Raw genomic sequence first — 21,541 nt, 5'->3', positions numbered from 1 at the left:
CGGTAGTTCAGTCGGTTAGAATACCGGCCTGTCACGCCGGGGGTCGCGGGTTCGAGTCCCGTCCGCTGCGCCATATTCGGTAACCTGGAACGCTGAACGCCAGGTACCACACAGAAAGCCCGCTTAACGCGGGCTTTTTGCTGTCTGGGATTTGGTAATTCCGCGCGGCTGGCGCTGTATATATCTATGTAGTGCCTGACGGGCACGCTGCTTTCGGACAATAGGCAATCGTTTCCATGACCGTCATGGAGTGCCTACCGAGAAAGCAAGCATGAGTTCCATTCCTTCTGAAGTTGTTGTTTCATCGCCCTTTACCGATGCGGATCCCCGTCCGCCCCTTGCGCTGAATCCGGGTTTTATGACCTGTGATGACGCGGCAGTCTTTTTGCATAAGTCATTCAAAAGCTACCGTGGTACTGAATTCACCGGGTTTATCCTCAAAAACCAGGAGGGGTGGTTTTTTGGTGCCATAGCGGCGACGTCTGCCGATGAAAGTGCGGATGTGCAGAAATCCCCAAATTTCCCGTTAGCCGTAACGAAGAGTTTAGAGGGTGAATGGGGCGTTCCAAGCGGGTATACGCTCGAGGCCCGCGTGTTTTCCCATGTTGGAAAAATCAAAGGCATCGAAGAAAGCCCCGTAGAGTGGGGCCAGCGACAGCTGTTCTTTTCGGTTGCCGACCTGTTTGAAGTGATGACCTGGCGCCGACAATTTTCCAGGGGTTATCTGTCGGTCAGTGATGGCGCACTCATCTCTTACTCCTCAATGGATTCAGAGTTCGAGCAGGAGTTGTCACCGCGGTTTGGACGAAAGCCCAATGGCGACGTTCAAACGTTTGAGAGCCTTTATGAATCAGGTGCAATGCCCAGCAGCATTCTGATTTTGTTGGCGGTGGCAGCAGGTGTAGTGACCACCGTGGTCCCCGGGAGTCTTTGGAGGCAAAGAGGGCACCTAAGAGCGAGCTGGCGCAAGGACATCCTACAGCAGACCCCACCGATAGAGCTGATGCCAGTCTGCGGTCCGGCTCTCGGGAATGCTGGCGAAGTGGCGGGCTATCTTCATATGCAAATGCTGGCACTATCGCCCACGCAGCAGCATGTCGGCATCGTTCTCAAGCATAAAACACAGGACATCTTTGTCGTTACCGCTCCGGTGCGAAGCGATTACGCCACATTCGACAGGCAGGTACTCTTTCCCAAGGACCTCCATGGAAATTTTCGACTCCCGGCAGAATTTCGTGTTCATGGTTTCTACCATTCGATGAGCCCGATCTCCAATCACCGATTACCCTCTACGCAAGTCGAGAAATATAAAAATTTCTTTTCTATCGAAGACCTGCGAGTCGGCCTGGGGCGGGTAAACGTTGCGCCTCATCATCGCTTGTTTTTTTGTGCACCGGATGGGGCAGTCTTGCGTTTTGCCAGGCCGGATTCGGAAAAGGTGGTGCAGCTGATGGCGCAGCTGGATCCCCAAAGTAATGATTATCAAGACATTGAGCAAAAAATACTGAGCAATAAAATGCCTCCGCAGGTGTTCATCGATCTAGTAGCGGCAGCCGGGAACTTGAGTGTCCTTTACCCCAGCAGTGTCTGGCCGAAGGGGCGGGTGTCATCGTCAATTTCGGGTTAGTGCAGTGATGTCTCATCGTTCCGACTGTGTCGGTAGTCGCTTACGGCTTCATACACCGCTTTGCGAAGTCGATTGATGCCGCCAATCGGCCGATGAGCCTCCAGACCAAACCATGGATTGAACGACAGGTTGTCGCATTGGATATTCAATGCCGGCGTGTCGAAATCTTGCGCGGGTACTTTGATGCGCGCCACGGTCTCGAACGGCGCCGCGTTTTCACTCCATTCGATACTGGTGTCTTCAATGGGCATGTAGTGGCTTGGGTCCTGACGCTGAATCTGCAGGACGAAGCAGGCCGGCACTCGGTCCGTCGACAATTGCTGGTTCAGCGCATTGCGCAGGAAGTTTGGCAACTTCTTGTTCTGCGCGGGCAGGGTGTAGGCCGCGCAGCTATCCGGGGCCGGCATCACACGGAATTTGGCATTGGCTTCACCAAACTTGTAGGGCGAAACCGAAAAGTAAGTGGTCTGCGTCGGACTTTCCGGAGCGGGCGACAAGGTTGCCAAGGCGATAAACAGGTGCCGAACCTGCCAGGTCCGCGGGTCCCAGCCAGGAAAAAACGCCATCAGCTTTTTGCCGTCAGCCTGGGCCGCCACATTCTGACGGTACTCGGCGACATCGCTGACGAAGAAGTTCGGGTGGCTGAACATCACAAAGTCCTGTTCGCCACGAGGCTGTTGATCGGCGAGCAATTGTTTGCCGGGCACATCCTGCAGTTTAATCGCCATGCCTCGGGCATCTCGAATGCTGTCGAACTGTGGATACGCGTTGCCATTGGACAGGCGCATCGTCGCTTGCCAGGTTTTGCCAGGTTCGCTGAATACGCCTTGGCGCAGTTCCGTGGTCAGATCCGCCAGCACTTGAACCTCGGCTTTCACGCAGCCGTGGGCCTTGGCATGCGCATCGCGCAGGTAGCGGGTGCTTTCACGGTGTTGATCGACGATACGCACCGCGGTTTGAATGATGTCCTGAGCCATGGCGGCTTCGCCATCCGGTATCACTTCTTGCGCTGAAACGGGTCCGCTGTGCTGCCAGGCGAACCACGCCATGGCCAGCGCATAACCGAGCACACCAAGGCCGAGCAACCACAGAAGGGTCTTGCCGAGAAAAGCGCCAAAGCGCATCCAGAGTCTGCTCATGGCAATTGCGCCTCCAACGGGCCGCCCAACACCTTCAGGTATTCCAGCAGCGCCCAGCGCTCCTGCGGTTGCAGCAAGCGGCCAATCACGCCGTTGCCGCGCTGGCCGGCACGGAACTCGTGGCCGCTGTTGTGATTGCCGGTGATGCGCGTGTCGAATACGAAGCCATTGGTGAAGGCCTCGGTACGATAACCAAGATGTTGTGGGTCGTACTCGAACGTACCTTTATAAAAGGTCGTTGCGCGTTCATCTTGGGGCGAGAGCAGCTGGTAAATGCTCGGTACCGAACCGTTGTGCAGAAACGGCGCCGTGGCCCAGATGCCTGCCAATGGACGTGCCTTATAGGCGCGCAACTCGCGTACGCCAATCGGCAGGCCGAAGCCGTTCATGGCGGGTTGTTCAGCGGCAGGAATGTTCGCGTCAACGTAGGCGCGGTTTCCGACGAAAGCAGTGATGTAGGCCAGACCCTTGGCCGATGATAGGCGGCTCAAGTCCAACGGTTCAGTGGGTGTTGGCTGCAAGTGCACGTCCAGCTGCTTGAGTTCCGCCAGGTCCCATTGCAAGGCGGAGAGGTCGAAGCGATGGTCGGCAATGTTGTTGGCGGCGCCCGGGTCGGTGCCAATGAAATCCACCGGCAGCATTTTCAGGTGTTGCACCCAGCGTCCGTCACTTTCGACAGTGCGTGGCAAATGGCAACCGGCGCAGTTTTCGCCGAACAACTCGCGACCTTTGGCTGCCAACGGCTTGTCGACAGCGCCAAGTAACGCTTCAGGCCAGGCGGGTGGTTTGAGCCGTTGCAGGGTTTCTTCGATCTGGTGCAAGTCGCGTAACCGCACACTCGACGGATAGCGTCCGTCGCCTTTGAGTGGTTGGCCGTTGGCGTCGAAGAAACTCAGTGTGGCGCCCACACCCAGGGATTCGCCAATGTTGCGAGCCATGGGCTGTTGCGCCGAACCGTTCCACTGCACCCAGTCGAACGTCCACATGTCCCACAACTGCGGGTAATCCACCGGGGCGTTGGCCACGCGGTAGTTGTCGGCTGAAATCGCATCGCCGAACGTGGCGTTGGCAATGCGCCCGAAGGCGTCGGTCCGGCCCGGGCCTTCCTCGGTAGGGTAGAGTCCGCGATGGGTATCGTTCCAGGCAACTTTGACGAAGGTAACGAGGGACGCTTTGAAGTCTTCGCGCAATTGTTGGTGCCGGGCGTCGTACTCCTCGCCCAGCACGTTGCGGGCGAAGCGTTCGAATTTCCACGGGTTGAGGTAAGTCGAGGTCAGACTGGCGACCATCGCTTGACCGAAACTGCCGCCTTTCAACGTAGGCACACTGGAGGGCAGGACATGCTGCGCCGAGCCGCCGTCAATGCGGATCGCCTGGCCGTTAAAGCGCAACTCGCCGGTGTGGCAAGCGGCGCAGGTGATGTCGAGAAATTCGTCCTGACTGCCGGGGTTTTGATGTCGGGCAAAACCTACGGGCAAATTCCCCGGGTTGTTTGGTGTGGCTTTCTGGCTTGTGTCGATCAGGAAGCCAAAGCGGGCGAGGTATTCGGGTGAAGCGAATCGTCGCTGCGAGAAGGGCAGTTCGAGGGCGTTGAACCAGTCATAGCGCAAGCCTTTGACCTGGGTCCCCTGAGGCGTGAAGTAATAGGCCTGCCGGTCTTCGGCGCTCCATTGTTCCAGGTAATGCACCTGTTGCGCGGGCGACCAGGTCGGCAGTTTCGGGTTGGCGACGTAATACAGAACCACGGCCAGGCCGAGTCCCGACAGCACAGCCACCAGCATCAGCAGGCGAAATAAGAGGCGCAAGATAAACATCCTTGTCGAGTTGTAGCGCTCTTATGCCTCAGGGGGCGGGGTGCGGCAAGTGGCCATTACGCCAGATGCTGGGGGATACGCGATCAGCTGCTGTAGGTGCCAGATGACAGAAGCTTCATGATGCCAATCCTGAAATGCGTTAAAACACCTGAACTTATCAGAAGTTTCCAGCTCTCATGCCGGTAGCCATTGGTCGTGGCCGCCTGATAAGCTCGCGGCTTTACTCGATTGCCCTTTAGGCGCATGAACAAGGAAATAGCATGAAACAGCATCGGTTGGCGGCGGCGGTAGCCCTGGTTAGCCTGGTACTTGCGGGTTGTGATTCGCAGACCAGTGTAGAGCTGAAAACTCCGGCGCAAAAAGCTTCCTACGGCATTGGCCTGAACATGGGCAAAAGCCTGGCTCAGGAAGGAATGGATGACCTGGATTCCAAAGCCGTAGCCCAGGGCATCGAAGATGCCGTCGGCAAGAAAGAGCAGAAGCTCAAAGACGAGGATCTGGTCGAAGCCTTCGCCGCACTGCAGAAGCGTGCGGAAGAGCGTATGGCCAAGATGAGCGAAGAGTCGGCTGCTGCCGGCAAGAAGTTCCTCGAAGAAAACGCCAAGAAAGCTGGCGTAGTGACCACCGCTTCGGGCTTGCAATACGAAGTGGAAAAGAAAGCCGATGGCCCACAGCCTAAGCCGACCGACGTAGTGACTGTTCACTACACCGGCAAGCTGACCAACGGCACCGTCTTCGACAGCTCCGTCGAGCGCGGCAGCCCGATCGATCTGCCGGTCAGCGGTGTGATTCCGGGTTGGGTCGAAGGCTTGCAACTGATGCACGTGGGTGAGAAGTACAAGCTGTACATCCCTAGCGAACTGGCTTACGGCGCCCAAAGCCCAAGCCCGGCGATTCCAGCCAACTCGGTGCTGGTATTCGACCTGGAACTGCTGGCGATCAAAGATCCAGCCAAAGAAGACGCCGCCAAGTAATCAACGTCTGCTTTGACAACAACGCCTCGCTTATGCGGGGCGTTGTTGCATCCGGGGTTCGGTGCAGGTAAACAAAGCGAACGGTTGCTGTACGCTGGAGTCATAGCCATTGAAGACGCCCGTGCTAGCCGCGCCGGCGCGCCAAGTCAATGAAATCTTGGGTTTTTTTATGTGAGTAAAAAACGCCCGATCTGAGCCGGACCCTTATGAAACGGGGCTTTCAGCGGTGAAAAGCAGCTCTGTTCACAAGGTTATCCACAATTTGTGTGGATAACATTTCAGTGGGAGGAATGATGAAAGCACCCTGGAATTTCGCTCGATTCTTGCCCCTCGCCGGGCGCCTGCTCGCGCGTGGGCGCTTGCCGACGTTGCTGTTCGCCGTTGCCAGCAAAGGTGCCAGCCAAGGCAATCGCCTGGGCAAGGTCAAAGACGATCTGCGCCTGTTGCAGGCGCTGTGCCTGGCCTACTGGCGTGGGGAGTACCGTGCCGTCAGCCCGAAGGCGCTGGTCTCGGTGGTCGCCGGCCTGATGTATTTCCTCAGCCCGGTGGATGCCATCCCGGATTTCATTCCGGTGTTCGGCATGCTCGATGACATCGCCGTACTGGCCTGGCTGATGAAAGTCCTCGACGACGAACTCAATGCCTTTCGCGCCTGGCGCAAACGTCAGGTGCCGGAGAAGTTGGCAGTGGTTGAGCGCCTGCCCGATACCCCGGAAAAACTTCAGCTTCAAGGGCCCTCAAAAAAACGCGGCGACTGAGGATCCAATTTATTGATACCCCCGCGCGACCTTGGCCGCTGTTAGGATTACACTTCTAGGGAAAAGCGCCGACTCGCAAAGTGTCGTTGTCCTACGGGGAAGTCATGGATATTCAGATAATCACACGCGAAGGCGAGCCCGAGTATGCAGTTTTACCGTGGGCTCAGTACCAGGCTCTACTGAAAGCAGCAGGCATCAACGAGCAACCGGCGCCAGACGCGCCAGTGCATCGCACGGCAACACCAGACCAGATTCTTCCAGGTCTGGATCAACTACGCAGTTTGCGCGAAGGGAAGGGCATCGCCATCGAGGCGCTCGCCCGCACGGTAGGCATCAGCCCGTCTTATCTGGCCTTGATCGAAAGTGGCGAGCGTCTACCCGACGCTGCGATTCGCCGCAGCCTGGCCTGGGAATTGACGGTGCCAGGGTGGAGGGATGAATCGTGAGCGTACGCATCAGTCGACAACATTGGGACGGGTTGCTGGGTGAACTGGATCAGGCACGTCGTCAGCGCCATCTGCTGACCTATCGAGCGTTGCTGGAGCGTTTGCAATTGCCCACGCCGGCCATGCAAACCCTCACCGCTGCGCTCGAACATCTGGCCGCGCTGGATGCCAGGGCCGAGCAACCGCTGCGCAGCTCGCTGGTGATCAGCCAGGGCGCCAGCCGTCTACCGCGCACCGGCTTCTTCGAATGTGTCGAGCGACTGGGGCGTTTCTCCGGGCCATCCGACGGTGTCGCCGCCGCGTCCTGGCATGCTTCGGAAGTGGTGCGCGTTTTCGAATACGAATACCCCGAATCGGCCGAGGCCTGAGTGTTTTTAAAACTCAAGGCCCGGGCCGGTTACTGGCTGGCACGCCGGTTGTTTCACTGGCCCTGGTTCGTGCGCCAACCACGAGGCTGGAGCTGGCTCGAAGGCCAGTTCGCCCGCATGGCAAACCTGGGTGATGTCGGCGCTCAAAGCTTCTATGGCCACATTCTGACCTTTCGCGGCGTCGGCCTTGGGGCTCGCGAGGAGGGCGTGCGATTGCTGCGCCTGGCGGCGTTGGCGGGGGATGGCAAGGCGGCGTATCAAGTTGGGGTGATCAGTCTGGCAGGAACACCGAGCAAGGCGCCGGATCCGGCTGAAGCAGCGCGCTGGTGGGGCATGGCCGCGAAGGCCGGGCATCCGTTGGCTGAGCTCAAGCTGAAAGAGTTGGCGGCTCGGGGTGATGGGCAGTAACCCACAGGGGATTTGTGAACGACACAGATCCAATGTGGGAGCGAGCCTGCTCGCGAAGGCGTCCGACAATTCAGCGCTGCCCCTCCAGCAATGCATCCTCTTTCCCAGACACCGCCAGACTATCAATCACATGCACGCTATACCCCTGCACATTCTTCGCATGGTGCTTGGCCTGCGATGCCATCTCCGCCAACTGGCTCGCATCGAGTTGTCCACAGGCCTGTGGATGCAAGTGCACCACGCCGATCGACAATGACAACAACGGAAACTCCTGACGCACACCTTGACGGTTCGGCGCGATAAAGCAGCCGGCTTCCAGGTGTTCGCTGCGGTAGAACCGTCGGCATTGGCTATGGAAATCGTCCAGCAACTGGTTCAAACGTTTGCGCCAGTCTTCCGGGCCGAGCACCAGCAGGAAATCATCGCCGCCGATATGGCCGACGAAGTCGCGGGAAGGGTCGACACGGTCATTCAGGCATTGCGCCAGACAGAGCAGGACTTCATCCCCACGGCCGTAGCCGTAGATGTCGTTGAAGGGTTTGAAGCTGTCGATGTCGACGTAGCAGATGATCGACTCGCGCTCCTGTTGCAGCAAGCGTGTCAGGCATTGCTGGATCGGCACGTTGCCGGGTAGCAGGGTCAATGGGTTGGCGTAGCGGGCCTGCTGGATTTTCAGTTCGGTAATCAGCTTGAGCACATCGATGACCCGACCCAGTCCCAAGTAGCTGCCATTGAGGGTGATGATGAAGTCTTCTTCAATGCGTTGGCGCGCGCGGCTGGTGATCAGGCGGCTGACCTGTTGCAGCGACTGGCTCATTTCCACGGCAAGAAAGTCGTCGTTCATCAAGCGGCTGATCGGTTTGCGGGCGAACAGGTCGGTAGCAAACGGCTTCAGCAGCGCGTCCGACAGCGAATGCCGGTGAACAATGCCACAGGGCTGGCCTTGATTGTCGAGCACCGCCAGGGAGTTCAGATTGGCCTGGCGACGGAACGCTTCGAGCACGGTGGCGGTCGGTGTGTCGTGTGCAACGGCCGGTTGGTCGTTGAGCAGGGGGCTGAGGTCGCTGCCTTCGTCATTCAGTGCAACGGCGGTGCTGTCGTGTTTGGGCATTAGGGTGCGAGCATCCCGGGGCGGATGCTCCTGAGGACGGCACAGCAGATAACCCTGGACCAGATCAACGCCCATCTCGGTCAGTACCGCGAGCTCTTCCTGTAATTCAATGCCTTCGGCAATCACCTGCGCTCGTGAGGCTTTGGCAATCTGCAGGATCGAACCAACAAATTCGCGCTTGAGTGCGTCCTGGTGAATGCCGTCGATGAAGTGGCGATCGATCTTCACGTAGTCCGGGCGCAACTCCGACCACAATCGCAAGCTGGAATACCCTGCGCCCAGATCATCCAGCGCAATGGAAAATCCCATCGCCCGATAATGATGCAGCGCGTTTTGCAGCAACTGGAAGTCGTCGGTCGGGGTTTGTTCGGTGAGTTCGATCACCACCTGGCTCGGCGGAATGCCGAAATCCTGCAGCAGTTGCAGGGTGCGACCGGGTTGGTGGGCCGCTTCGAGCAGGGATTCCGGGGAGACGTTGAGGAACAGTTTGCCCGGCAGTTGCTGTTCGTTGAAACGTCGGCAAGCGCTTTCGCGGCAAGCAATTTCCAGCTCGTTCAAGCGACCGGCCTGTCTGGCCACGGAGAACAATGCGACGGGGGAGTGCAACGGGCTGTTTGACGGGCCGCGGGTGAGGGCTTCATAGCCGACAATGCGTCGCTCGGAGAGGGAAATGATCGGCTGGAACAGGCTGTGCAAGCCGCTTTGAGCCAATATGGAACTCAAGGCACTCAGCTGTTCTGTCGTGGTCATGGCAATCTCGGGGCGATAAAAAAGGACTGGGAGCAGCCTCTTGTCAGAGGTGCTCCCAGTCCCTTATTTCACGACAGAATGATGACTGTTTGATGACGCTCCGGGGAGCGTCAGCATTAAATTGCCATCATGTTGCGTGTAACCGCTTAGTGCTTGGCAACCGCGGTGTTGAGTTTGAGGTAGTCCAGCAGGATCCGACCAGTCTCGCTCAGATAAGCGTCGTCTTCTGGCTTGGTCTTGTCCGGTTCGGCCGCGATGGCGTCTTCGTCTTCTTTCTTCAGCTCTTTGAGCGGCTCTTCGCCTTTGGCTTTGCGACGGATGTTTTCCATCACCAGCTGTTTGGCCTCGATGTCGGTGTGCTGCGCCCGACGGTCGGCTTCGTTGAGGCTGACGGTTTTTTCTTCCATCAGTTTTTGCGCCAGGGCCAGCTTGTCGCGGATGAACACGAACTCCGCATCCTTGGCCGAGCGCGCATCGTGCTCGGACTTGAGCTGCGTCAGGTAAGGCTTGAACGGATCTACCGCCGGCTTGATCGCCGCATGGATGGTGTCCCATGGCATGGCTTCAGGCAGGGCGCTCTCGCCGATTTCCTTGGTGTCGATGATCGACGGGTAATCGATGTCCGGCAGTACGCCCTGATGCTGGGTGCTCTGGCCGGAAACCCGGTAGAACTTGGCCAGGGTCAGTTTCAGTTCGCCATGGTTCAGCGGCTGAATGGTCTGCACGGTGCCTTTGCCGAAGGTCTGGCCGCCGATGATCAACGCACGGTGGTAGTCCTGCATGGCGCCGGCAAAAATTTCCGAAGCCGAGGCGGACAGGCGGTTGACCAGCAACGCCATCGGGCCTTTGTAGAACGCGCCCGGGTTTTCATCTTCCAGCACATCAACCCGGCCATCGGCGTTACGCACGAGAACGGTAGGGCCCTTGTCGATGAACAGGCTGGTCAGCTCGGTGGCTTCCTGCAAGGAGCCGCCGCCGTTGTTGCGCAAGTCGATGACCACGCCGTCGACCTTGTCTTTCTGCAACTCGGTCAGCAGTTTCTTGACGTCACGCGTGGTGCTCTTGTAGTCCGGATCACCGGCACGGAACGCCTTGAAGTCGAGGTAGAAGGCCGGGATCTCGATGACGCCGAGCTTGTAGTCCTTGCCATCCTGTTTCAGGTTGAGGACCGACTTCTTCACGGCCTGATCTTCAAGCTTCACCGCTTCGCGGGTAATCGGCACGATCTTGGTGGTCTGGTCGTTCGGCGCATTGCTGGCCGGAATCACTTCCAGGCGCACCACGGTGCCTTTCGGACCGCGGATCAGCTTGACCACTTCGTCCAGGCGCCAGCCGACCACATCGACCATCTCTTTGTTGCCTTGGGCAACGCCGATGATCTTGTCGGCCGGGGCAACCTGCTTGGTCTTGTCAGCCGGGCCTGCCGGCACCAGACGTACGACTTTCACCTGGTCGTTATCGCTCTGCAACACGGCGCCGATGCCCTCCAGGGACAGGCTCATGTTGATGTCGAAGTTCTCCGCATTATCTGGCGACAGATAGTTGGTGTGCGGGTCGTAGGACATGGCGAAGGTGTTGATGTACGCCTGGAAGATATCTTCCGCACGGGTCTGGTCCAGGCGCGCCAACTGGTTCTTGTAGCGCTTGGTCAGGGTTTCCTGAATCTGCTTGGAATCCTTGCCCGCAATCTTCTGCCGCAGCACTTCGTCCTTGACGCGTTTGCGCCACAGGTCGTCGAGTTCCGCGGTGGATTTGAGCCAAGGGGCGTCCTTGCGATCGATCAGCAAGGTTTCCTTGGTGGTGAAGTCGATCTTGTCGACGCCTTTGTTCAACTCGGCAAGGGCGAAGTCCAGACGCGCCTTGACGCGGTCCAGGTAGCGCTTGTAGATGGTGAACCCGGCGTTCAGGTCGCCGCTTTTGAGGAAGTCGTCAAACTGGGTTTTCCACTTGTCGAATTCCGCAATGTCGCTGGCCATGAAATAGCTGCGCGACGGGTCCAGCAGCTTGAGGTAGCTGTCGTAGATGATCACGGAGCGCGCGTCATCGAGCGGCGGCTTGCTGTAGTGATGACGCTTGAGCAATTCGACGACGTTCAGACTGGCGATTACTTCGTCACGATCAGGCTGAAGCTTGTCCCAGCTATTGGCTGCAAACGTATTGGTCGATATCGGTAAAAGGCCGATACCGATGAAAAGGGCTAGGGCGGTGCCAGGGAAAAAATGCTTCATGCTGATTCGACGCGGGGACAATTGATCACGCATATTAGGCCGTCTTTGAAGTCGCCGGATCCACGAGGGCCGGTCGCATAATGCAAGAAAGCCCGGCGCTACAGCTACGGGCTCAGTCCAGACTCACTATGGAGGCACTGTGAAAGCATTGCAAGGCGTTGAAGGTCAAGTGGAGTGGCTTGAAGAGCCCAGTCCTACGTGTGATGTAGGACAAGTTCGTATCCGAGTGGCGGCAGCGGGGCTCAATCGCGCCGATTTATTACAGAAAGCAGGCCTCTATCCGCCACCGCCGGGAGCCAGTCACGTACTGGGTCTTGAGTGTTCAGGGGTGATCAGCGAGGTGGGGGCAGGGTCTTCCTGGCAGGTCGGCGATCGGGTTTGCGCCTTGCTGGCCGGGGGCGGGATGGCCGAAGAGGTAGTTGTCGACGGACGGCACGTGTTGCCGGTTCCCGAAGGTTTGTCGCTGGTCGAGGCGGCAGCGTTGCCGGAAGTGTATGCGACCGTCTGGCTGAATGTGTTTCAACTCGCTGCGCTCAAACCGGGTGAGAAAGTTCTTCTGCACGCCGGAGCAAGTGGAATTGGTTCAGCTGCCATTCAGCTGTGCAAGGCGTTTGGCAACCCGTGCTGGGTCAGCGTCGGTTCCGCCGAGCGATTGGCTTACTGTGAAGCACTGGGCGCGCAGGGCGGGGTGGTGCGCAAGGGCGGCCTGGACAGTTTGAATGACCTTGGGCCGTTCGATGTGATCCTCGACCCGGTGGGTGGCAAGTACGCCGCGTTGAATCTGAAGCTGCTGGCCCCTGATGGTCGTTGGGTGCTGATCGGCTTGATGGGCGGCCGTGAGGCGCAGCTGGACCTGGCGCAGGTGCTGGCCAAGCGCGTGCAACTGCTGGGTTCGACCTTGCGCAGTCGCGACGATCAGTTCAAGGCGGATTTGTTCAGTGACTTGAGCCAGCACGTCTGGCCACTGTTTGCCGAGGGACGTTTGAGCCCGCAACTGGCCAAAACCTTCCCGATCAAGGATGCCGAAGCGGCGTTTGCCGAGTTGGCGAGCAATACCGTGGCGGGGAAACTGGTGTTGGTGATCGACGAAACTCTGACCTGACAACGCCAAACCAACTGTGGGGGCGAGCCTGTGTGGCGAGGGGGCTTGCCCCCTCGCCACAGGGCTCGCTCCTACAGGGGCTATCTGTTACTTCCAGAGATGGATCGGCCAGCCGGCTTTTTCGGCGTGCTCAAGCAGCACCGGATCCGGGTTCACCACGTGTGGGAAATCCACCTTCAGCAACAACGGCAAATCGTTGCGTGAGTCAGAATAAAAACTCGCTCCTTCGAGGTTTTCCTCTTCCGCATCCAGCCATTCCAGCAAACGGGTGATCTTGCCTTCGCGGTAGGTCAGGGTGCCGACGGTGTGGCCGCTGTACACCCCGTGCGCCACTTCCAGTTCGATGCCGAGAATCTCGTCGATACCCAGTCGTTCGGCAATCGGTCGCACCAGGTGCGTGCCGGACGCCGAGATCACCAGGATCCGGTCACCGGCCTTGCGGTGGGCGGCGATGGCTTTGGTGGCGTCGCTGAAAATGATCGGCTCGATGAAGTCTTCAACCCACGGGCCGACCAGATGGTCGACCTCTTCAGGTGTCCTGCCGATCATCGGCTCCAGGCTGAAGGTCATGTAGTCCTCCATCCGCAGCTTGCCGTGACTGTAGGCGTCCATCAGTTCGTTGTTCTGACGCATGAACGACTCAGGGTCGACCCAGCCCAGGCGGCCCATTTGCTCGCTCCAGAGGGTGGCGCAGTCGCCGTGGATCAGGGTTTCATCCAGATCAAAAATTGCCAGGGCCATCAGTGCAGTTCTCTCTTCAACATCAGCAAAGGCATCAGGCTACCTCACAGAGGGCCGTCGGATCGATGGAAAGCGCCAGGCGCTGACCATCGGGATGCAGGTCGGCCGCCGAGCGGTTGAGCACATCCACCACCAATTCCACGCCGCGGGCTTCGACCCGGTAGCGAATCACGTTGCCCAGCAGGCTATGGCTGCGGATTTGCGCGTCGAGTTGGCCGTTGAGACTCAGCTCGATGGCTTCCGGGCGAATCGCGATGCGATGGCTGATCGGCCGTTGCAGCAGCTTCGAAGCGCTGTCGGCGTCCAGCAGGTTGTAGTTGCCGATGAAGCCTGCGGCAAACACATCGACTGGCGCGGTGTACAGGGTTTCGGCGTCGCCACTTTGTACGATTTTTCCCTGATTCATCAGGAAAATCCGGTCAGACATGGTCAGCGCTTCTTCCTGATCGTGTGTGACGAAGATCGTGGTCAGGCCCAGTTCACGCTGGATCTGTCGGATCTGTTCGCGCAGGTGCTTGCGAATCCGCGCATCCAGGGCCGACAACGGTTCATCCAGCAACAACAGGCGTGGCCGGGTGACCAGTGAGCGGGCGAGGGCGACACGCTGGCACTGACCGCCCGACAGTTGATGCGGATAACGCGAGGCGAAGTCGTTCAGCTCCACCAGTTTCAGTACTTCGGCGACACGTTTGTGACTGTCGTCGGCGTTGACCTTTTGCATGCGCAAACCGAAGGCGATGTTCTGCTCTACGGTCATGTTGGGGAACAGAGCATAGCTCTGGAACACCATGCCGATGCCGCGCTTTTGCGGGCTCATTGGCACCAGGTCGACACCCTCCAGCAGGATCTTGCCGCCATCGACCGAGGTCAGGCCGGCGATGCAGCGCAGCAGCGTGGATTTACCGCAACCGGACGGGCCGAGCAGGGTGACGAATTCGCCTTTCTGGATCTCGCAGTTGATGTCGCTGAATACTGTCGTACCCGCGTAATTCTTTTGAAGATGTTGGACGCTGACATAGCTCATTCGCTTTTGTCCTTGTTCAAGATATTGGCCGCCCAGGTCAGAACCAGCACAAAGAAGAAATAGGAAATCACCAGCGCACTGGTGAAGTGGCCGCTGCTGTTACGCATGTTGTTGAGGTAGACCTGCAGGGTTTCGTAGCGGGTGCCGACGAGGATGTTGGCGAATACGAACTCCCCGAACAGGAACGAGAACGACAGCAGCAACGCCACCATCAAGCCCTTGCGCAGGTTCGGCAGCACTACCAGGAATGCCGCTTGAAAGGTGCTGGCGCCGAGCAGTTGGGCGGCGTCCATCAGGTCGCGCAGGTTGATCGCTTGCAGGTTGTTGGTGATTGCCCGGTACATGAACGGCAGCGCAATGGTGAAGTAGCAACCAATCAGAATCCACGGCGTGCCGACCATCGCGAACGGCCCCGAACCGTAGAGCTGCAACAGCCCCACCGAGGACACCACCGGCGGCACCGCGAAGGGCAGCAGGATCAGGATGTTCATCAGCGCGTCGAGTTTCGGGAAGTGGTAATGCACCACGAACAGCAGCGGCAGAATCAACACCACCGACAAAATCAATGCGCCGACGCAGACCAGCAGCGACTGGCCAAACGCATTGAGAAAACGCGGATCGCTCCACAGCTGGAGGTACCACTTGAAGGTAAAACCGCTGGGCAGGATGGTCGCCGACCAACTGCTGGAGATCGAGTAGATCAGCGTCCCGAGCAGCGGTAACAACAGAATGGCAAAAAGCAGGTACACCACGACGCGGTGGTAGACACCGACGGGGCCCAGTTCAGCGCGAGACATGGTAGCTCCTCTTCAACAGCAGCTGATGCACGATGGTCACCAGGGTCATCAACGCCACCAGCACCACGGCCAGGGCACTGGCGAGGTTCGGGTCGAGGGAAATATCACCGGACACCATCGCCGCGATGCGAATCGGCAGCACGTTGAAGTTGCCGGTGGTCAACGCATACACCGTCGCGTAGGCGCCGAGGGCGTTGGCCAGCAGGATCACGAACGTACCGAGCAGTGCCGGTGTCAGTACCGGCAAACCGATGTGCCGCCAGAACTGCCAGCCGTTGGCGCCGAGCAGTTCGGCGGACTCGCGCCAGTCTTCGCGCAGGGCGTCGAAGGCGGGGTAGAGCAGCAACACGCCAAGCGGAATCTGGAAGTACGTATAGAGAATGATCAGCCCGGTCTTCGAGTACAGGTTGAAATCCTGAATGATCCCGGCCTGCTTGAGCATGATGGTGAAGCTGCCGTTGAAGCCCAGCAGGATGATGAACGCGAAGGCCAGGGGCACGCCGGCGAAGTTGCTGGTCATGTTGGCGAAGGCGTTGACGAAGTTGCGCAGTTTCGAGTCGACCCTGCGCAAGGAGTAAGCGCCGAGCACCGCGATAATGATCCCGAACACGCTGGACCAGAAACTGATCTCGAGGCTGTACTGGATCGCCTGCAAGTAGAACTTCGAATTGAAAATCTTGGTGAAGTTGGAAATGCCCCAGCCGAACTCTTCTGATTCCAGGCTGTTGATCATCACCCAGACCAGTGGGGCGATTTCGAACACGATAAAGAACAGGGCGAAGGGCACCAGGCACAAGGCTGCCAGCCACTTGCCACGGGTATTGGCATTCACTTGAGCAGCTCCCGGCACACAGGTTTGTCGTGGGCCACGCCCAGCAATTCGCAGACCGTGCCGCAGATTTCAGTCTGTTTGGGCGCGGCGCTGGCGTTGAGACTGAACGCGTCACCGAGGACAAACAACGGCACTTCGCGTTCTTCCGGCAACAGGCCATTGTGGGAGCGGTCGTTGTTCATGCCGTGGTCGGCAGTTACCAGTACCTGATAACCGGCGTCGAGCCAGGTGCGCAAGTAATCGGCGAGGATGATGTCGGCCGAGCGCGCACTGTTGCGGTATTGCGGGGTATCGAGGCCGTGCTTGTGCCCGGCGTCGTCGATGTTCATCGGGTGGATCAACAGAAAATTCGGCGCATGCCGCAGGCGCAGGCTTTCGGCGTCGGCGAACAGGTGTGAATCCGGGTAGTGGTCGTTCCAGTAGAAGTGACCGTGCTGGATCGGCAGGGCTTCATCGTCGGTGTGACGATCCCGGGCGGCCACGAATGGTGAACGGTTGTACAGCTCGCTGACCCAGTGATACGCCGCCGCAGCGGTTTTCAGGCCGGCGTCCGTGGCGTAGTGATAAATGCTGCGCTGATTGGACAGGCGCGAGACGTTGTTGTGGACAATGCCGCTCTCGATGGGCGGGACGCCGGTGAGAATGCACTCGTACAGCGGACGGGACAGGGACGGCAGTTCGCACTCCAGTTTGTAGAGTGCCGCGCGTCCTGCGCCGACGTAGGCCTGCAGGTGCCCCATGGTATGGCGCGCGACCTCGTAATTGAGGCCGTCGAGCACGACAAGGATGACGTTGTGCTTCATAGGGGCAAAAACTCCGCGAAACAGAAATTCAAAAACTCGAATTCACCACGATCCACTGTGGGAGCGAGCCTGCTCGCGAAAGCGGTATCACATTCAACACTCAGGTTGACTGATACTCCGCCTTCGCGAGCAGGCTCGCTCCCACAGGGGGTTACGCCATCACTGCATATTGACGATGACTTCTTCGTTCCACTTCTGAGGAAGGGCCTTGGAGGTCTTTTCCCATGCGTCGGCATCTTTGATCGGCGTGACCTTTTTATACTGCTCGTTAGGCAGCAGCTTGGCCTGGATGTCGGCTGGCAGGGTCAAGTGTTCGGCACGGATCGGACGCGCGTTGCCTTTTGCCAGGTTGATCTGGCCGGCGTCGCTGAAGATGTATTCGCGGGTCAGCTTGGCGGCGTTCGGGTTTTTCGCGTACTTGTTGATGATGGTGGTGTAGCCGGAGATCACCGAACCATCGGATGGAATCAGCACGACGTAGTCATCCGGGTTGGCCATCTTGGCCTTGTAGCTCAGACCGTTGAAGTCCCAGACCACGCCGACTTCGATTTCACCCTTTTCCATGGTGGCAATCGTCGGGTTGGCCATGGACAGGCGACCCTGTTTGGCAATGTCTGCGAACAGCAGCAGGGCCGGTTGCAGGTTTTTCTCGTCGCCGCCGTTGGCCAGGGCTGCTGCCAGAACGCCGTTGGCCGCCTGGGCCGCGGTGCTCACGTCGCCGATGGACACCTTGTATTTACCGGTCTTGAGGTCAGCCCACTTGGTCGGTGCTTCCGAACCGTGCAGCAGCTTCTTGTTGACGATAAACGCGATGGTGCCGGTGTAGGCCAGTGCCCAGTTGCCGTCCTTGTCTTTTGCCCAGTCTGGTACCTGCGCCCAGGTCGTAGGCTTGTACGGTTGCACCACGCCTTGCTTGACCGCGATCGGGCCGAAGGCTGCGCCCACGTCGCCGATGTCAGCGCTGGCGTTGTCTTTTTCAGCGGCGAACTTGGCGATTTCCTGTGCCGAGCTCATGTCGGTGTCGATGTGCTTGAGGCCGTAGGTCTTGGCCAGGTCTTCCCAGGTGCCTTTCCAGTTGGCCCAGTCATCGGGCATGCCGACGCTGTTGACTGCGCCTTCCGCTTTCGCAGCGGCTTCGAGGGTTTTCAAATCATCAGCCGCCATGGCGGCGGTGCACATGGCAATGGTCGAGCCTAACAGTGATGCCAGGAAAAGCTTTTTCATCCGAAGCTCCTTTGGGCGTTTTCAACGCTGCGATTGCGGTTGTGTTGGTCTAGGTCAGCAATACCTGAGCCAATTTAGGCGGGCTCGATGACACTTTCATGTCGGTCGTCGCCCGGCAGCACAATTATTTGCCCGGTATTGGCAGGTGCCCGGTAAGCGTAGACCATGGGCAAAGGCCCGGCACGCAAGGGACTTGGCCGATGTATTGCAGGGTTTGAGGTGAGCGATCGGATGACCGTTGGGTAGCTTTGTCATCTATCAGTCATCTGCACTGCCTACGCTTGCAGGATGAAAAATGAGCCGGTTTTCAGCACGGTTCTGCCCCGAAACAGTGCTGGTCTAGTCCAGATAGGTAACGTTGATGCGTGATGAGGCAACGAAAGCGGTGACAGCTATCGGTCAGGTCCTGCAGGAACAGCTCGACCACGGTCTGTTGGCGCCCGGCAGCAAGCTACCGGCCGAGCGCAAGCTCAGTGAGTTGTTCGGGACCACGCGAATTACCGTGCGCGAGGCGTTGTTGCAGCTGGAAGCGCAGGGCCAGATTTATCGCGAAGAGCGCCGTGGATGGTTCGTTTCGCCACCGCGCCTGGCCTACAACCTGATGCAGCGCAGTCACTTTCACGCGATGGTCAGTGCGCAGGGGCGAGTGCCGTCCACCGAGGTGATTTCAGCACGGTTGCAACCTGCCTCGGCGGCGGTGTGTGCGTGGTTGCAGTTGCCGGCGCTGTCGAGCGTGATCCAGATCTGCCGTGCGCGGCGCATTGATGAACGGCTGGTGTTGTACGTGGAGCACTATTTGAATCCGCAGTATTTTCCGGGGATTCTCGAGTTTGATTTGAATCAGTCGATTACCGAGTTGTACGCACGGCATTACGATTTGCATTACGGGCGGGTACGGTTCGAAATTGTGCCGACGTCGTTGTCGGTGGATGCGGCAGCGGCGCTGCGGGTGTCGGTGGGTAGCCCGGGGTTACGCATTGCCCGGGTCAATTATGATCAGCATGAGCGGCTGATCGATTGTGACCTGGAGTTTTGGCGGCATGATGCGATTCATGTCGGGGTGGATGTGGTTTAGCCTGCTGAATCCGCAGCGAGCCCTTCGCGAGCAGGCTCGCTCCCACACTGGATCTGTGTCGTTCACATAAACCCTGTGGGAGCGAGCCTGCTCGCGAAGGCGGCCTGACAGCCGATGCTATTCCGTCTGCTGCCCACCGGTAGCTGTAGCCACCTGAACACTCATTCGCGGCATCGCCAGATCCAGCCCCGCCTCATCCAGATGCCGTTTCAGCGACAAGTTGAACGCCCGCGAAACTTCCCACTGTTTGATCGGCGCCGTCTTGAACCGCGCGCGCAGGATCGCGTTTCCGGACTCGAAACTCTCGACCCCCTGGATCTCCAGCGGCGACCAGATGTTGCGCCGTTGCAGCGGGTCGGTGCGCATTTTCTGACCGACTTCGCGCATCAGTTTGATTGCGCTATCAATGTCCATGTCGGACGGCACCGCCACACGGAAGATCGCGTACCCGAATTCCCGGGAGTAGTTCTTGATGCTTTTGATTTCGCTGAACGGAATGGTGTGGACGATGCCGTCGATGTCCCGCAGGCGCACGGTGCGGATGGTCAACCCTTCGACGGTGCCCAGGTGGCCGCCGACGTCCACGTAGTCGTCGATGGCCAGGGAGTCTTCGATGATGATGAACAATCCAGTGATCAAATCCGCGACCAGTGACTGTGCACCGAAACCGATGGCCAGACCGATCACACCGGCACCGGCGAGCAGTGGCGTGACGTTCATGCCCATGTTCGCCAGCGCGACGATCAGCGCAACAATGAAAATCGCCACGAACAACACGTTGCGGATCAACGGCATCATCGTCTGCGCACGCGCATTGGCCAGGCCTTTGCGCGAGCGGGTGAGCGCGTGGTGCACGGCGGTATCGCTGAGGATCCAGATCAGCCAGGCGAAAATCAGTGTGCCGGCGAGGCTGAACAGTTTGACGCTGACCTCATGGCCTTCACCTTCGGTGAAGGTGATCAGCGACATGCCCCAGACCCGCAGGCCGAGCTCGATGAATGCCAGCCACACCAGCAGGTGAGCGAGGGTGTAGAAGAAATTTTTCAGACGCTCGGAATACAGCGCATGGCGCTTCACGCCGCGTTGCGGTTTAAGCGCATGACGGCGGACCAGTCCGTTGATGACCATGCACAGCACCAGCAACACGGTGCAGATCAGCGACTGCCGCAAGGCGGTGCTGGTGTCGCCGGCCGAAACGAACGTGGCGAACAGCGAGACGCCCACCAGCACCAGCGCCGGGACGTACCAGTAAGTGCCGAGAATTTCGATGGTGTCGCTGAGGGCGCGACGGGTCAGGCGCCGGGACAGCGGCTGATTGCGGATCAAGTGCGCGATCGGCCGGCGGAACCGCAGGATGAATAACCCGGTAGAAATCGCCGCCAGCACATTGGCTGCCGTTGCCGCCGTATGCGCCAGGTGACTGCCAAGCCCGGCGACCAGTCGCGGATCGCTCAGCGCTTCACCAAACGCGGCGAAACTGCCGATCAGCCACAACGGCCGAAACGCCTGGTGTCGCAGGATATACAGGGCGCGATGGCGATGCGGGCCATCGAGCAGGGAGAACGCGATCACGCAGATCGCCGAGAAACAGGTGCCGACCACCAGCGCGTAGGCCAGCACCATGGCCAGGCTTTTACCCAGCGATGAGGGCAGGGCGTAGCTCATGTAGACGGTGATCACCAGGGCGATCAGCCACGGCCCGAGCTTGCGCAAGGCGAAGCGCAACATGTCCACAGCCTTGGGATGTTGCGGCAGTTCTTCGGTCAGGCCGAAGCGCATGCGCACCCGATGACTGACCCAGATCAGCGCCGCCGCCAGCAGGCTCCAGACCATCAGGATCATGGCGAACGCGAAGATGATCGGCAGCCATTCACTGGCCGGCATCATCAAGGCTGACAGTTCGTCTCTCGCCAGCCCAAACTCTTCAGACCAGCGATTGAGCGGGCTGTCGGCCCCTGAGAATTGTTTTTCGAACGTGGCGAGCGTGCCGCCGATCAAACCCAGCACGCCTTCTTCGGCGGCGGGTTGAGCCTTTTTGGTGGCGTCGCGCAGTTTCTTCAGGTCGGCCAGCAGTTTGCTGCGTTGCTGGTCGTTTTCCAGCGACTTGATGACTTCGTCCAGCGATTGGCCGAGCGGTTCTTGCGCCTCTGGCTGGGCTTTCGTCGAGCCGCTGAGCAGGCTCGGCAAACCAGCCGCCTGGGCAGGTGCCATCGGCAGCAGCGTCATGAGGCAGACAAGAAAGAAACACGGCAGGGCGAATAGACGGGCAAGCACTAGGCGGTCAACCTCGGGATGAACGGATCGACCGAGTGTACGAGCC

General features: G+C 58.9%; 19 protein-coding genes. 8 read left to right on the top strand and 11 right to left on the bottom strand.

Features of this window, described 5'->3' with window-relative positions; all coding sequences use genetic code 11:
• The first annotated feature begins 271 nt into the window (after positions 1-271).
• A complete protein-coding gene (locus ACWKV5_RS27805; protein ID WP_483843853.1) occupies positions 272-1,627 on the top strand; it encodes a hypothetical protein in 1,356 nt (451 codons plus the stop codon).
• Here ACWKV5_RS27805 and ACWKV5_RS27800 read toward each other — a convergent pair.
• On the bottom strand, positions 1,624-2,766 hold the full coding sequence (locus ACWKV5_RS27800; RefSeq protein ID WP_483843852.1) for a catalase family protein: 1,143 nt from the start codon (positions 2,764-2,766) through the stop codon (positions 1,624-1,626). The genes ACWKV5_RS27805 and ACWKV5_RS27800 overlap by 4 nt on opposite strands.
• Entirely contained in the window at positions 2,763-4,571 is a 1,809-nt protein-coding gene (locus ACWKV5_RS27795; RefSeq protein WP_483843851.1) for a di-heme-cytochrome C peroxidase, read from the bottom strand. The genes ACWKV5_RS27800 and ACWKV5_RS27795 overlap by 4 nt, the downstream gene beginning before the upstream one ends.
• A gap of 269 nt (positions 4,572-4,840) precedes the next feature.
• On the opposite strand from ACWKV5_RS27795, the gene bamJ reads away from it, so the two are divergent.
• From bamJ to ACWKV5_RS27770, 5 genes are all read left to right on the top strand, one after another.
• The gene (gene bamJ, locus ACWKV5_RS27790) at positions 4,841-5,554 is read left to right on the top strand and encodes a BamJ family beta-barrel-assembly machinery protein (RefSeq protein ID WP_483843850.1); all 714 of its coding nucleotides are present in this window, start codon (positions 4,841-4,843) and stop codon (positions 5,552-5,554) included.
• 293 nt (positions 5,555-5,847) lie between these two features.
• A complete protein-coding gene (locus ACWKV5_RS27785) occupies positions 5,848-6,312 on the top strand; it encodes a YkvA family protein (protein ID WP_483843849.1) in 465 nt (154 codons plus the stop codon).
• A 104-nt stretch (positions 6,313-6,416) separates the two neighbouring features.
• Positions 6,417-6,758, top strand: a complete 342-nt coding sequence (locus ACWKV5_RS27780; protein WP_140667220.1) for a helix-turn-helix domain-containing protein — start codon at positions 6,417-6,419, stop codon at positions 6,756-6,758.
• A complete protein-coding gene (locus tag ACWKV5_RS27775) occupies positions 6,755-7,126 on the top strand; it encodes a hypothetical protein (protein WP_007898892.1) in 372 nt (123 codons plus the stop codon). Before ACWKV5_RS27780 ends, ACWKV5_RS27775 begins: the two co-directional genes overlap by 4 nt.
• Positions 7,127-7,534, top strand: coding sequence for an SEL1-like repeat protein (locus tag ACWKV5_RS27770; RefSeq protein WP_483843848.1), 408 nt, complete (start codon positions 7,127-7,129; stop codon positions 7,532-7,534). It abuts the gene before it with no gap.
• 70 nt (positions 7,535-7,604) lie between these two features.
• Here ACWKV5_RS27770 and ACWKV5_RS27765 read toward each other — a convergent pair whose 3' ends face one another.
• Positions 7,605-9,395 carry a bifunctional diguanylate cyclase/phosphodiesterase gene (locus ACWKV5_RS27765; RefSeq protein ID WP_483843847.1) on the bottom strand — a complete coding sequence of 597 codons (1,791 nt, stop codon included), beginning with the start codon at positions 9,393-9,395 and terminating at the stop codon, positions 7,605-7,607.
• Positions 9,396-9,541: 146 nt separating this feature from the next.
• Positions 9,542-11,623 carry a carboxy terminal-processing peptidase gene (locus ACWKV5_RS27760; protein ID WP_483843855.1) on the bottom strand — a complete coding sequence of 694 codons (2,082 nt, stop codon included), beginning with the start codon at positions 11,621-11,623 and terminating at the stop codon, positions 9,542-9,544.
• A 139-nt stretch (positions 11,624-11,762) separates the two neighbouring features.
• On the opposite strand from ACWKV5_RS27760, the gene ACWKV5_RS27755 reads away from it, so the two are divergent.
• A complete protein-coding gene (locus ACWKV5_RS27755) occupies positions 11,763-12,725 on the top strand; it encodes a zinc-binding dehydrogenase (RefSeq protein ID WP_483843846.1) in 963 nt (320 codons plus the stop codon).
• A gap of 87 nt (positions 12,726-12,812) precedes the next feature.
• Here the strand turns inward: ACWKV5_RS27755 and ACWKV5_RS27750 are convergent, their stop codons facing one another.
• The 6 genes from ACWKV5_RS27750 to ACWKV5_RS27725 all read right to left on the bottom strand — a co-directional run bounded on the left by ACWKV5_RS27750 (position 12,813) and on the right by ACWKV5_RS27725 (position 18,146).
• On the bottom strand, positions 12,813-13,466 hold the full coding sequence (locus ACWKV5_RS27750) for an HAD family hydrolase (RefSeq protein ID WP_483843845.1): 654 nt from the start codon (positions 13,464-13,466) through the stop codon (positions 12,813-12,815).
• A 34-nt stretch (positions 13,467-13,500) separates the two neighbouring features.
• Positions 13,501-14,490 carry an ABC transporter ATP-binding protein gene (locus ACWKV5_RS27745; protein ID WP_483843844.1) on the bottom strand — a complete coding sequence of 330 codons (990 nt, stop codon included), beginning with the start codon at positions 14,488-14,490 and terminating at the stop codon, positions 13,501-13,503.
• Entirely contained in the window at positions 14,487-15,287 is an 801-nt protein-coding gene (locus ACWKV5_RS27740; protein WP_483843843.1) for an ABC transporter permease, read from the bottom strand. The genes ACWKV5_RS27745 and ACWKV5_RS27740 overlap by 4 nt, the downstream gene beginning before the upstream one ends.
• The gene (locus ACWKV5_RS27735) at positions 15,274-16,119 is read right to left on the bottom strand and encodes an ABC transporter permease (protein ID WP_483843842.1); all 846 of its coding nucleotides are present in this window, start codon (positions 16,117-16,119) and stop codon (positions 15,274-15,276) included. The genes ACWKV5_RS27740 and ACWKV5_RS27735 overlap by 14 nt, the downstream gene beginning before the upstream one ends.
• A complete protein-coding gene (locus tag ACWKV5_RS27730; RefSeq protein WP_483843841.1) occupies positions 16,116-16,922 on the bottom strand; it encodes an alkaline phosphatase family protein in 807 nt (268 codons plus the stop codon). The genes ACWKV5_RS27735 and ACWKV5_RS27730 overlap by 4 nt, the downstream gene beginning before the upstream one ends.
• Before the next feature lie 159 nt (positions 16,923-17,081).
• The gene (locus tag ACWKV5_RS27725; protein WP_483843840.1) at positions 17,082-18,146 is read right to left on the bottom strand and encodes an ABC transporter substrate-binding protein; all 1,065 of its coding nucleotides are present in this window, start codon (positions 18,144-18,146) and stop codon (positions 17,082-17,084) included.
• A 361-nt stretch (positions 18,147-18,507) separates the two neighbouring features.
• Here ACWKV5_RS27725 and ACWKV5_RS27720 point away from each other — a divergent pair, with 361 nt between their 5' ends.
• A complete protein-coding gene (locus tag ACWKV5_RS27720; RefSeq protein ID WP_027922478.1) occupies positions 18,508-19,221 on the top strand; it encodes a UTRA domain-containing protein in 714 nt (237 codons plus the stop codon).
• A gap of 117 nt (positions 19,222-19,338) precedes the next feature.
• Here ACWKV5_RS27720 and ACWKV5_RS27715 read toward each other — a convergent pair whose 3' ends face one another.
• The gene (locus ACWKV5_RS27715) at positions 19,339-21,495 is read right to left on the bottom strand and encodes a mechanosensitive ion channel family protein (protein WP_483843839.1); all 2,157 of its coding nucleotides are present in this window, start codon (positions 21,493-21,495) and stop codon (positions 19,339-19,341) included.
• Positions 21,496-21,541: the final 46 nt, after the last annotated feature.

The organism is Pseudomonas oplopanacis (genome assembly GCF_057128725.1).
This window is presented reverse-complemented; position numbering and strand designations above follow the sequence as displayed.